Below are 12707 nucleotides of genomic sequence, written 5' to 3' on the forward strand. Positions count from 1 at the left end.
AACACGCCATGGATAGCCACACGCCACGATAGGGGCGTGCATTGAGCAGGATGCTGACTGATGAATCGATATGCCCCCAGGGTCTTCGCCACCGCGTTGATCGCCTTACTGGCGACCGCTGCAGGGCTGGGTTACTGGAAGTCGCTGCACGACCAATTGCCGGAAGGCTTGAGCATGGGCAACGGCCGTCTCGAGGCGACCGAAGTGCAGATTGCCAGCAAGGTCCCCGGGCGCTTGGCCGAAGTGCGGGTCGACGAAGGCGACAAGGTTGTCCGCGGCCAGCTGCTGGCCCGTATCGACACCCGTACCATGGAGGCCCAACGCAACCAGGCCGAGGCCGAAGTGCTGCGCGCGCGGGAAAACTACGCGGCAGCCCAGGCCAGTGTGCAACTGCGCCAAAGTGAACTGCTGCTGGCTGGCCAGGAGCTCAAGCGCGTGCGCGAAATCTTCCAGCGCAAGTACGCCAGCCAGCAGTTGCTCGACCAGCAACAGGCCCGCTTCGACACGGCCAACGCGGCAGTTGTCGCGGCACGTGCCCAGCTGGCGGCAGTCAAGGCCGCCATCGGCGCCGCCCAAGCCCAGGTGGCGCAGCTCACCAGCGAGATCGACGACAGCAGCCTGCGCGCGCCCATCGACGGCATCATCCAGCTGCGCCTGGCCGAACCGGGTGAGGTGTTGGGTGCTGGCGGCCGGGTACTGATGCTGATCGACCCGAGCGACCAGTACATGAACCTCTACCTGCCGGCCTCCACCAGCGGCCGGCTGACCGTTGGCGATCAGGCACGCATCGTCCTCGACGCCTTGCCAGAGCAGGCCTTGCCGGCGAAGGTGGCCTTTGTTGCGGCCAAGGCACAGTTCACCCCGAAACAGGTCGAAACCCGTGACGAACGGCAGAAGCTGGTGTTTCGCGTCAAACTGCGCCTGATCGACCCAAGCGCCGTGCCTCAAGCCAAGCCGGGCATGCCGGGTGCTGGCTACGTGCGCACGGCTGATGTGGACTGGCCGGCCAACCTGCAATGAACGCGCCGGCACTGCTGGCCGAGGGTATCAGCCACCGCTATGGCGGCCTGGTCGCCTTGCACACGCTGGGCTTCAGCCTGCCTGCAGGCACGCGCTGTGCACTGATTGGCCCCGACGGGGCCGGCAAATCGACCCTGCTCGGGCTGATCGCCGGCGTGAAGCGCCTGCAACAGGGTGAGCTGCAGGTGCTCGGCGGCTCGATCCGTCAGCGCCGCCATCGCGCGGCGCTGTACCCAAAAGTGGCGTTCATGCCGCAAGGGCTGGGCAACAACCTGTATCCCGAACTGTCGATCAGCGAGAACATTCGTTTTTTTGCCACCCTGTTTGGCCTTGGCCGTGATGAATGCGACCAGCGCATGGCCAACCTGCTGCAAGCCACCGACCTGCAACGTTTCGCCGAGCGCCCGGCCGGCAAGCTGTCGGGGGGCATGAAGCAGAAGCTGGGCCTGTGCTGCGCGTTGATCCACGAGCCTGACCTGCTGATCCTCGACGAACCCACCACCGGGGTCGACCCCCTGTCGCGCCGGCGCTTCTGGGAGCTGGTCGAGCAGGTACGTGCGCAACGCCCGCAATTGACGCTGCTGGTGGCCACCGCCTATATGGAAGAGGCCGAGCAGTTCGAGCACTGCCTGATGCTCGATGGCGGCCAGCTGATTGCCGCAGGCCCCAGCCAGGTACTGGCCGCCGTCACGCCCAGCGGCAAGCTGGACGACGCCTTTACCCATTACCAGGGCGCAGGCAGCACGCAACACGCACCCTTGAGCATCCCGCCACGCCCGACCAATGACGGCCCGGTTGCCATCGAGGCGCACGACCTGACCCTGCGCTTTGGCGATTTCACCGCAGTGAACAAGGTCAGCTTCGCCATTGGCCGTGGGGAAATTTTCGGCTTCCTGGGTTCCAACGGCTGCGGCAAGACCACCACCATGAAAGTGCTCACCGGCCTGATGCCCGCCACCGAGGGCAGCGCCACCCTGCTCGGCCGCCCGGTGGATGCCAGCGACCTGGCCACGCGCAAGCGGGTGGGGTTCATGTCGCAGAGTTTCTCGCTGTATGGCGAACTCAGCACCCGCCAGAACCTGACGCTGCATGCCCGCCTGTTCGACCTGCCCAAGGCCGAAAGCGCGCAGCGCATCAGCGAACTGATCGAACGCTTCGACCTGGGCAGCTTCGCCGACCAGCCGTCAGGCGCCCTGCCCCTTGGCCTGCGCCAGCGCCTGTCGCTGGCGGTCGCGGTGCTGCATCGCCCTGAAGTGCTGATCCTCGACGAGCCGACTTCTGGCGTCGACCCTGCCGCCCGGGACGACTTCTGGCGGCTGCTGGTGGAATTGTCCCGCGAGCAGGGCGTGACCATTTTCCTCTCCACCCACTTCATGAACGAAGCCCAGCGCTGCGACCGCATTTCGCTGATGCACGCCGGCCGGGTGCTGGCCTGCGACACACCCGACGCCCTGCAGCGCCATTACGCCGGCAACACCCTGGAAGACGCCTTCGTCCGCTGCCTGGAACAGGCCCAGGAGGCCGGCCCCCAGGCCCCGGGCAACGCGGTACTGGAGCAGGCAGCAGCGACCACACCGCCGTTGCGCCAGGGCTTCAGCCTGCGCCGCCTGTTGGCGGTGGCCAGCCGGGAGGGCAAGGAGTTGCTGCGTGACAGGGTGCGCCTGGCCTTTGCCCTGCTCGGCGCCGTGTTCATGATGGTGATCTTCGGCTACGGCATCTCGCTGGATGTGGAGAACCTCGCCTTCGCCGTCCACGACCAGGATCAGAGCCCGCAGAGCCGCGCCTACCTCGAGGCCTTTCGCGGGTCGCGCTATTTCGCCGAACAGGCGCCGATCCGGGATACTCGCGAGATGCACCAGCGCTTGCAGCGCTCCGAAATCAAACTGGCGCTGGAGATCCCACCGGGGTTTGGCCGCGACCTGCACGCCGGGCGCCAGCCGGTCGTGGCGGCCTGGCTGGACGGCGGCATGCCGTTTCGTGCGGAAACCAGCCGTAACTACGTGGAAGCCGTGCACCAGGCGAACCTCGAACAGCTTGCCGCCTACAGCCCGCAACCGGTGCAGCGCCAGGAACCGGTGCGCCTGGAAACACGCTTTCGCTACAACCAGGATGTGGTCAGCGTGAATGCCATCGGCCCCGGGGTGATGGCGCTGATCCTGGCCTTCATACCAGCCATGCTCACCGCCCTGGGCATTGTCCGCGAGAAAGAGCTCGGCTCCATTACCAACTTCTACGCCACGCCCCTCACCCGCCTGGAGTTCCTGCTGGGCAAACAGCTGCCCTACGTGGCCGTGAGCCTGGTCAACCTGGCGTTGCTGGTGGCGATGAACCGCTGGCTGTTCGCCGTGCCGCTAAAGGGCAGCGTGCTGGCCCTGGCCTGTGGCGGCGTGGCCTACCTGCTGGCCACCACCAGCCTGGGCTTGCTGATTTCGGCGTTCACCCGCACCCAGATCGCGGCCATTCTGGGCACCATGATCATCACCAGCTTGCCGACCATTCAGTTTTCCGGGCTGATCGTGCCGCGCTCGTCGCTCGACGGCGCTGCGGCGGTGATGGGCCAGCTGTTCCCGGCCGGGTATTTCCTCGACATCGCGGTCGGCACCTTCACCAAAGCGCTGGGCCTGCGCGAGCTGTGGCCGCAGTGCCTGATCCTGCTGAGTTTCTTTGCCGTATTCACCGGCCTGAGCCTGATCATGCTCAAGAAGCAGGAGGCCTGACATGTCGCGCTTGAACCACACCCTGCGCCTGGGCCTGAAAGAACTCACCAGCCTGCGCCATGACAGCGTGCTGCTGCTGTTTCTGCTTTATGCCTTTAGCGTGGCGATCTACATGCCTGCGGCCGGCTCGGTGATCGGCGTGCACAACGCCAGTGTCGCCGTGGTCGACGAAGACCACAGCCTGCTCTCGCGCAAACTCACCGAGTCGCTGCAACCGCCCGAGTTCCAGCCTGCCGTGCCTCTGCCTCCGGACCGCCTGGACCAGGCCATGGACAGTGGCCAGTACACCTTCGTGATCAATGTGCCGGTAAATTTCCAGAGCGACCTGCTGGCCGGGCGGTCGCCGGAGCTGCAGATCAACGTCGACGCCACGGCGATGAGCCAGGCCTTCATGGGTGCCGGCTACATCGGCCGGATCTTCGAACGTGAGCTGCTCGACTATACCCAGCGCACCACCACGCAGAGCCCGGTGCTGATCAACCCCAAGGCATTGTTCAACCCCAACCTCGAGGGCGGCTGGTTTCTGGCGGTGATCCAGATCATCAACAACATCACGATTCTGGCGATCATCCTCACCGGCACCGCGTTGTTGCGTGAACGCGAACACGGCACGCTCGATCACTTGCTGGTGCTGCCGTTGACCGCGCTGGAAATCATGCTGGCGAAAATCGCCAGCAACGCACTGGTGGTGGTGCTTTGCACCTGGATCTCGCTGATCGTGGTGGTCAAGGGCGCCCTCGGCGTGCCGTTGTCCGGCTCCATGGGGCTGTTTCTGGGCGTGACGGCGCTGTACCTGTTCGCCAGCACCGCGCTGGGCATCTTTCTGGCCACCCTGGCGCGTTCGACGCCTCAGTTCGGCCTGCTGGCGATCCCGGTGATCATCCCGATGCTGTTGCTGTCGGGCGGCAGCACGCCGCTGGACAGCATGCCGCAGTGGTTGCAATGGGTGATGCAAGGTTCGCCGTCGACGCATTTCGTCAGCCTCGGCGCCGCGATTCTGTTCCGCGACGCCGGCTTGGCCGTGGTATGGCCAGATATCCTGGCCCTGGCCGTGATCGGCCTGGTGTTCTTCAGCGTGGCACTGGCGCGCTTTCGGCGCAGCCTGGCCTCTTGATCACTGCACGATCAGGTTGTTGAACAGCAGGTCTTCGACAATCGGCTTGCCCTCTTCCGCTTCCATTACCTGCTGCACCTGCTTGAGGGCTTCCTGGCGCAGTTGCTCCTTGGCCTCGACGTTGCTCATCTTGTCTACCGTCTGCTGGGTGAACAGCGCCACCAGCTGGTTACGGATCAGCGGCTCATGATGCTTCACCGCCTTGGCGGCCTCATCACCGGTCACGCGCAGGGCCACGTCAGCCTTGTAGACGCGCAGCTTGGGGCCACCGTCGAGCGCGTAGTTACCGACAAAGGGTGGGCTCAGGGTGATGTAGGCGACTTTTGGCTGCCCTTCCTTGGCCTCTTCGGCCATGGCCGCCACTGGCAGCATCAGGGCCAGCACCATCAAGATCCACGCTTTCACGAATTCGCTCCTCAATACAATTGGCGCCAGCTTACCCAGCACACCGCTCAAACCCAAGCCCAGGCTTATGCCGGCCCATCAGGGTGGGCCATGCTCGTTGACCCGGCAGGTGGCCCTCCTACACTTATCGGCCATTACCCGCAAAGGAATAGCCCCGATGAAAGCTGTGTTGTGCAAAACCCTGGGTCCGGCGCGCGACCTGGTACTGGAAGACGTCGCCAGCCCCGTGCCGAAGAAGAACGAGCTCCTGCTGGAGGTACAGGCCGCAGGCGTCAACTTCCCGGACACCCTGATCATCGAAGGTAAATACCAGTTTCAGCCACCGCTGCCGTTTTCCCCGGGCAGCGAAGCAGCGGGGGTGGTCGCCGCAGTCGGCGAAAAGGCCGGGGCGTTCAAGGTCGGCGACCGGGTCATGGCGCTGACGGGCTGGGGTGCGTTCGCCGAGCAGGTCGCGGTGCCCTTCTACAACGTGATGCCGATCCCCGAAAGCATGGACTTCACGACCGCTGCCGCCTTTGGCATGACCTACGGCACCTCGATGCATGCACTCAAGCAGCGCGGCCAACTGCGGCCCGGTGAAACCCTGCTGGTGCTGGGGGCGTCTGGCGGTGTGGGCCTGGCGGCAGTGGAAATAGGCAAGGCCATGGGCGCCCGGGTGATCGCCGCGGCCAGTAGCGCTGAAAAACTGGCTGTGGCCAAGGCTGCCGGGGCCGACGAGCTGATTGACTACAGCCAGGCCAGCCTCAAGGACGAGATAAAGCGCCTGACCGGCGGCCAGGGCGCGGACGTGATCTACGACCCGGTGGGCGGCGAGCTGTTCGACCAGGCCGTGCGCGGGCTGGCCTGGAATGGACGGTTACTGGTGGTCGGGTTTGCCAGCGGCACCATCCCACAGATGGCGGCGAACCTGGTGCTGCTCAAGGGCGCTGCGGTGCTGGGGGTGTTCTGGGGGGCGTTTGCACAGCGTCAGCCGGAGGACAATGCGGCGAACTTCAGCCAGCTGTTTGCCTGGCATGCCGAAGGCAAACTGAAACCGTTGGTGTCGAAGACTTATCCACTGGCCGAGGCTGGGGCGGCTATCGAGCAATTGGGGCAGAGGAAGGCGGTGGGTAAGTTGGTGGTGCTAACCCGATAAGGCATCACAACTGGGTTGGCAGCACCGGCCTCTTCGCGGGGCAAGCCCGCTCCCACAACCTGAAGACCGCAGAGAACCTGAGCAACTGTCTTGCTCAAACTTCGCGCAGGTTATGGCAGCGCCTGAACCGCGCCTCCAGGTTGCGATCCGGCATCTGGTGAGTGCGCAATGCGTTCAAGGTCTGCTCCACGTACTCGCGCGTGGTGCCATACCGCCCCTTGGCACTGGCAAGGATCTGGCTGAGCAGCGTATCTGGCAGATTCCCCGCATAGCACGGCAAGTGGCGCTCCAGCACAAAACCCAAGGCCTGCACCTTGCTGCCATCCCCCAACCGGCAACTGAGCCAGTGCGGGCGGTAGGCCGGGTAAGGCATCTCCCTCTGCCACAGCGCCATCAGCGAATCATCCAGGTTGCTTTCATCCAGCCGATAGGCAAAACCGCTGCACGACCCGCCACGGTCCAGGCCGAACACCAGGCCCGGTATTTCCGGCGTGCCACGGTGCTCGTGCGACCACAGGTACAGCCCACGGTGGTACCCATGCACCCGCGCCCGCTGACGCTCAACCGAACTGCACTCCGGGCGCCAGATCAACGAGCCATAGGCAAACAACCACACCGGCCCGCCTTCATGGCGTGACATGGTCGTGTGCATGGAGTTGATCAATTGCTCGCGGGTCAATTGCTGGCCGAAATCGAGCGCCGGAGGGTAAGAACTATTCCAGGATAACTGTTGAAGTGCCGACATAAGCTGCCGCCATTATTCCCCGTGAACTACAGTCGTAGCGAGCGTCGCTGTGTGCCAGGGCCTGCGCCCCGCACCCAAGGTGTCTGGATTAACCTTAGGATATAAACAGGCCAATACTCAAGCCCCGCAGCTAAAGTTTCACGCGAACTTCCGACGGTTGGAGCGCATTGTTTCAAGCCGGGTGAAAGTTATTAGCCAAGGCGGTAACAATTACCGCCTTATACCCAGTGGTTCAAACTTCGGTTATTAGCCACGCGGCGCGTAGGCAAATACATCCGCGCGCATGCGGTGCGCATCCATGCCCGCCTCGACCAGCGCATCGAGGGTGGCATAGACCATGTTGGGCGAGCCGCTGGCATACACATGCACGGTATTGAGGTCAGGGATGTCTTCGCAAACCGCCTCGTGCAGCATGCCGCACCGGCCTTCCCACCCGCACAGGTCACTGACGACCTTGTGCAGGAACAGGTTGGGCAAGTGCTGCCATTGGTCCCAGTGCTCGATCTGGTAGAAATCCTCGGGCCGGCGCACACCCCAATACAGGTGTACCGGATGCTTGAAACCCTGGGCGCGGCAGTGCTCGACCAGGCTGTGCATCTGGCCCATCCCCGTACCGGCAGCGATCAGCACCAGCGGGCCGTCTGGCAGCTCGGCCAGGTGCGCATCGCCGAACGGCAGTTCGATACGTGCCAGGCGATCGCGCTGCAATTGCTCGATCAACTGCAGTGCGCTGGGTTCACGCGCCAGCACGTGCAGCTCCAGCTCACGCCCACCGTGGGGGGCCGAGGCCAGGGAGAACGCCGCCTGCTTGCCGCCTTCACGCTCGATCATCAGATACTGCCCGGCGTGATAACGCGGCGGCTTGCCCGCAGGCGCACGCAGGCGCACGCGCCAGACGTCGCCCCCGACGTCGACGCATTCGCTCACGCTGCACGCCAGCTTGCGCACTGGCAGCTCGCCCAGGGCGAGCACACCATCCCAGAGCAACACGCAATCCTCCAGCGGTTCGGCAATGCAGGTGAACAGCTCGCCATGGTCGCGTACTTCGCCGTTCTGGCGGACGCTCCCTTCTACCAGCAAAGCGGCGCAGACATGGCAATTGCCATTGCGGCAGCTGTTGGGGCAGTCATAGCCCAGCCGCCGCGCTCCATCCAGGATCCGTTCCCCGGGTTCGAGCGCCAGCACTGCCCCGGACGGCTGCAACGTTACCTGCATCAATCTATTCCCAACTGATCCCACAGCTCATCGATACGGCGGGTGACGGCTTCGTCCTTGACGATGACCCGCCCCCATTCGCGTGTAGTCTCGCCCGGCCACTTGTGGGTGGCATCCAGGCCCATCTTCGATCCCAACCCCGACACCGGCGACGCGAAGTCCAGGTAGTCGATCGGGGTGTTGTCGATCATCACCGTATCACGCTTGGGGTCCATGCGCGTGGTGATGGCCCAGATCACGTCATTCCAGTCGCGGGCGTTGATGTCGTCGTCGGTGACGATAACAAACTTGGTGTACATGAACTGTCGCAGGAACGACCACACCCCCAGCATCACGCGCTTGGCGTGGCCTGGGTACTGCTTTTTCATGGTCACCACCGCCATGCGGTACGAACAACCTTCCGGCGGCAGGTAGAAGTCGACGATCTCCGGGAACTGCTTCTGCAGGATCGGCACGAACACTTCGTTCAGCGCCACCCCGAGAATGGCCGGCTCATCGGGCGGGCGGCCGGTGTAGGTGCTGTGGTAGATCGGTTTCTGCCGGTGGGTGATGCGCTCGACCGTGAACACCGGGAAGCTGTCCACTTCGTTGTAGTAACCGGTGTGGTCGCCATAGGGGCCTTCGGGCGCCATTTCGCCAGGGTGGATCACCCCTTCGAGGATGATCTCGGCGGTGGCCGGTACCTGCAGGTTGCTGCCACGGCACTTGACCAGCTCGGTGCGGTTGCCACGCAGCAGGCCGGCGAAGGCGTACTCGGACAGGGTATCCGGCACGGGCGTCACCGCCCCAAGAATGGTCGCCGGGTCTGCGCCCAGCGCCACGGCAACCGGGAACGGCTGGCCGGGGTGCTTCTCGCACCATTCGCGGTAGTCCAGCGCGCCACCGCGGTGGCTCAGCCAGCGCATGATGACCTTGTTGCGGCCGATGACCTGCTGGCGGTAGATACCCAGGTTCTGGCGGTCCTTGTTGGGGCCGCGGGTCACGGTCAGGCCCCAGGTGATCAGCGGCGCCACATCGCCTGGCCAGCAATGCTGGATCGGCAGCTGGCCGAGGTCGACGTCGTCACCTTCGACCACCACCTCCTGGCACACGGCATCCTTGACCACCTTGGGCGCCATCGACACGACCTTCTTGAAGATCGGCAGTTTCGACCAGGCGTCCTTCAGGCCCTTCGGCGGCTCGGGCTCCTTGAGAAAGGCCAGCAACTTGCCGATTTCGCGCAGTTCTTCGACCGACTCGGCGCCCATGCCCATGGCCACCCGTTCTGGCGTACCGAACAGGTTGCCCAGCACCGGGATGTCGTAGCCGGTGGGCTTCTCGAACAGCAACGCCGGGCCCTTGGCACGCAGGGTGCGGTCGCAGACCTCGGTCATTTCCAGGACGGGAGAAATCGGAACCTGGATGCGCTTGAGTTCGCCGCGCTGTTCCAGGCCACGGATGAAGTCGCGCAAGTCGCGATACTGCATGCAGGAGCCTCGTGTTGGCCGTATCGGTCGGGGTGCAGAGTGTAGCGCCTAAGAGGGCAAAATGGCCAAGGGAGTCTGGGCCGCGCACAGTCTCACCGACTCTGGATACCCGGCACGCGATGTAACCTGGGCCGCACTCCGGGTGGGTCAACCACCGTGGTGCTGTTCACTACTATGCGAGACCACCTTAGACAGCCCTATTCCGAGTGCTTGCAGCACCTTCAATACGGTGGATAACCTTGGGTCACCGTCCGCTGACAACGCCCGATAGAGATTGGGGCGAGCAAGCCCGGTGGCCAGCGCAAGATTACCCATGCCGCCACGCGCTTCAGCCACACGCCGGACTGCCGTCAGAAAACCTGCAGCGCCACCAGGCTCATCGATTTCCTCAAGCGCCACGGAGAGGTAATCGATGGCGAAGGCTTCGTCGTTACGGAGCATTTCGAGGACACTTTCTTCATGCGAGCGCGTGCCGGTCATAGCTTTACCTTTTGCCTGTGCCAAAGCGCCTTGGCTTGGTCGATATCTGCCTGCTGCCTGTCTTTCGAGCCGCCGCCGAGCAGGAAAATAATCTTCCGCCCATGAGTGGCGTAGTAGATGCGGTAGCCTGGCCCAAAATCCAGTTTCATCTCGAACACGCCATCACCCACTGGCTCGGTCGCGCCGAAATGGCCCTGCTCTGCTCGGTCCACTCGCGTGGTAATTCGTGCTTTCGCCCTTGTGTCGCGAATGGTGTTTAACCATGCCTGGTAGAGATCCACGCCGTTGACGGATAGAACGTGATGAACTGTGTACATCCACACTGTACCTTATAAAAGACAATCCATGTCGAATTATCACCCGCCCGGTCGTTTGGGCTCGATACGGCGCAAGGCAAGATACCTTCAGTGGCCGCAGGCAGCATGGTGGCCTGCGTTCAGGGGGCTGGCTAACGATCTTTTGTGACAAGCAGCAAAAAGCCGGGTTTCCCCGGCTTTTTGTATGATGCAGCGAAGCTTACTTGCGCTTCATCGACAAGAAGAACTCGTCGTTGGTCTTGGTCTGCTTGAGCTTGTCGACCAGGAACTCGATGGCGGCGATTTCGTCCATCGGGTGCAGCAGCTTGCGCAGGATCCACATGCGCTGCAGTTCGTCGTCGGCAGTCAGCAGCTCTTCACGGCGGGTGCCGGAGCGGTTGATGTTGATGGCCGGGAACACACGCTTCTCGGCGATGCGACGGTCCAGGGGCAGCTCCATGTTGCCGGTACCCTTGAACTCTTCGTAGATCACTTCGTCCATCTTCGAGCCGGTTTCAACCAGCGCGGTGGCGATGATGGTCAGCGAACCGCCTTCCTCGATGTTACGTGCGGCACCGAAGAAGCGCTTCGGCTTCTCCAGGGCATGGGCGTCGACACCACCGGTGAGGACCTTGCCGGAGCTCGGGATCACGGTGTTGTAGGCACGCGCCAGGCGGGTGATGGAGTCGAGCAGGATGACCACATCCTTCTTGTGTTCGACCAGGCGCTTGGCCTTCTCGATCACCATTTCGGCAACCTGCACGTGGCGGGTCGGCGGCTCGTCGAAGGTCGAGGCAACCACTTCGCCGCGCACGGTGCGCTGCATTTCGGTCACTTCTTCCGGGCGCTCGTCGATCAGCAGGACGATCAGGTGGCACTCGGGGTTGTTCCGGGTGATGTTCGCCGCGATGTTCTGCAGCATGATCGTTTTACCCGCTTTCGGCGGGGCGACGATCAGGCCACGCTGGCCCTTGCCGATCGGTGCACACAGGTCGATGACACGGCCGGTCAAGTCTTCGGTGGAACCGTTGCCGGCTTCCATCTTCAGACGCTTGTTGGGGAACAGCGGCGTCAGGTTTTCGAACAGGATCTTGTTCTTCGCGTTTTCAGGGCGATCGAAGTTGATCGTGTCGACCTTCAGCAGGGCGAAGTAACGCTCCCCTTCCTTCGGCGGGCGGATCTTGCCGACGATGGTGTCGCCGGTACGCAGGTTGAAACGGCGGATCTGGCTGGGCGAGACGTAGATGTCGTCGGGGCCGGCCAGGTAGGACGCATCAGCCGAACGCAGGAAACCGAAACCATCCTGGAGAATCTCCAGCACGCCGTCACCCGAAATCTCTTCGCCGCTTTTCGCGTGCTTTTTCAGCAGGGCGAAAATCACGTCCTGTTTGCGCGAACGGGCCATGTTTTCGATGCCCATCTGTTCGGCCATTTCCAGCAGATCGGTAATCGGCTTTTGCTTGAGTTCAGTCAGGTTCATAAGGGGAGTGACGTAATCATGTATGAAGGGAGGATTAAGCTTCTGGCTTAATGAAGCCGCGCCGCTAGAAGGCGATAGGATCGCGCACAGATTCTAATTAGGAGTGCGTCGGCGACGGCGTGCAGGGGGCACTGGAGAAGCAGTGCGAGGCCGAATGTAACACTTGCTTTTTTCGACGTCTAGTGGGTTGGAAAAGAAAAGCCCCGGTTTTTCCGGGGCTTTTTCACATCACAGGTGGGCGTCGAGGAACGCGGCCAATTGCGATTTGGACAGTGCGCCGACCTTGGTGGCCTCGACGTTGCCGTTCTTGAACAGCATCAGCGTTGGGATGCCACGCACGCCGTGCTTGGCGGGGGTTTCCTGGTTCTCGTCGATGTTCAGCTTGGCGACGGTCAGTTTGCCCTCGTAAGTGCTGGCGATGTCGTCCAGGACTGGAGCGATCATTTTGCATGGGCCGCACCATTCAGCCCAGTAGTCGACCAGCACCGGGCCTTGAGCCTGCAGTACGGTGGCTTCGAAGTCCGCGTCGGTGACGTGTTTGATCAGATCGCTGCTCATGGATATCTCCAGGGTCGTAAGCAAAAAAACGTGACCCATGATAGCCGCAGAGGCTGGCTACAGGAAGTCACAGACG

The 12707-nt window shown here is 63.0% G+C and carries 12 protein-coding genes; 4 read left to right on the plus strand and 8 right to left on the minus strand.

The window, feature by feature from the left end:
- The first annotated feature begins 60 nt into the window (after positions 1-60).
- From PC358_RS20485 to PC358_RS20495, 3 genes are read left to right on the plus strand one after another with little or no spacing between them, the layout of a single operon-like run.
- Positions 61-1020: an HlyD family secretion protein gene (locus PC358_RS20485; protein ID WP_033702180.1), complete on the plus strand. Its 960-nt coding sequence runs from the start codon at positions 61-63 to the stop codon at positions 1018-1020.
- The gene (rbbA, locus tag PC358_RS20490; protein WP_033702182.1) at positions 1017-3737 is read left to right on the plus strand and encodes a ribosome-associated ATPase/putative transporter RbbA; all 2721 of its coding nucleotides are present in this window, start codon (positions 1017-1019) and stop codon (positions 3735-3737) included. The genes PC358_RS20485 and rbbA overlap by 4 nt, the downstream gene beginning before the upstream one ends.
- 1 nt (position 3738) lies before the next feature.
- On the plus strand, positions 3739-4851 hold the full coding sequence (locus tag PC358_RS20495; protein ID WP_033702184.1) for an ABC transporter permease: 1113 nt from the start codon (positions 3739-3741) through the stop codon (positions 4849-4851).
- Here PC358_RS20495 and PC358_RS20500 read toward each other — a convergent pair whose 3' ends face one another.
- Entirely contained in the window at positions 4852-5256 is a 405-nt protein-coding gene (locus PC358_RS20500) for a flagellar basal body-associated protein FliL (RefSeq protein WP_033702186.1), read from the minus strand.
- Positions 5257-5413: 157 nt separating this feature from the next.
- Between PC358_RS20500 and PC358_RS20505 the strand changes: the two genes are divergently transcribed.
- The gene (locus PC358_RS20505) at positions 5414-6391 is read left to right on the plus strand and encodes an NADPH:quinone oxidoreductase family protein (RefSeq protein WP_033702188.1); all 978 of its coding nucleotides are present in this window, start codon (positions 5414-5416) and stop codon (positions 6389-6391) included.
- A gap of 94 nt (positions 6392-6485) precedes the next feature.
- On the opposite strand, the gene PC358_RS20510 is transcribed toward PC358_RS20505, so the two are convergent.
- From PC358_RS20510 to trxA, 7 genes are all read right to left on the minus strand, one after another.
- Positions 6486-7136 (minus strand): gamma-glutamylcyclotransferase, encoded by a 651-nt coding sequence (locus PC358_RS20510; RefSeq protein WP_033702189.1) that lies wholly within the window; start codon positions 7134-7136, stop codon positions 6486-6488.
- A gap of 246 nt (positions 7137-7382) precedes the next feature.
- On the minus strand, positions 7383-8351 hold the full coding sequence (locus tag PC358_RS20515) for a CDP-6-deoxy-delta-3,4-glucoseen reductase (RefSeq protein WP_033702191.1): 969 nt from the start codon (positions 8349-8351) through the stop codon (positions 7383-7385).
- The gene (gene ubiD, locus PC358_RS20520; RefSeq protein WP_033702193.1) at positions 8351-9817 is read right to left on the minus strand and encodes a 4-hydroxy-3-polyprenylbenzoate decarboxylase; all 1467 of its coding nucleotides are present in this window, start codon (positions 9815-9817) and stop codon (positions 8351-8353) included. Before ubiD ends, PC358_RS20515 begins: the two co-directional genes overlap by 1 nt.
- 147 nt (positions 9818-9964) lie before the next feature.
- On the minus strand, positions 9965-10297 hold the full coding sequence (locus PC358_RS20525; protein WP_033702194.1) for an addiction module antidote protein: 333 nt from the start codon (positions 10295-10297) through the stop codon (positions 9965-9967).
- Positions 10294-10614, minus strand: coding sequence for a type II toxin-antitoxin system RelE/ParE family toxin (locus PC358_RS20530; protein WP_033702196.1), 321 nt, complete (start codon positions 10612-10614; stop codon positions 10294-10296). Before PC358_RS20530 ends, PC358_RS20525 begins: the two co-directional genes overlap by 4 nt.
- Positions 10615-10813: 199 nt before the next feature.
- A complete protein-coding gene (gene rho / locus PC358_RS20535) occupies positions 10814-12073 on the minus strand; it encodes a transcription termination factor Rho (RefSeq protein ID WP_003253661.1) in 1260 nt (419 codons plus the stop codon).
- Between the two features lie 228 nt (positions 12074-12301).
- Positions 12302-12631, minus strand: a complete 330-nt coding sequence (trxA, locus tag PC358_RS20540; RefSeq protein WP_033702198.1) for a thioredoxin TrxA — start codon at positions 12629-12631, stop codon at positions 12302-12304.
- Between the last annotated feature and the right edge of the window lie 76 nt (positions 12632-12707).

It is taken from the genome of Pseudomonas capeferrum, from assembly GCF_000731675.1.
In the GTDB taxonomy this organism is placed as follows: domain Bacteria; phylum Pseudomonadota; class Gammaproteobacteria; order Pseudomonadales; family Pseudomonadaceae; genus Aquipseudomonas; species Aquipseudomonas capeferrum.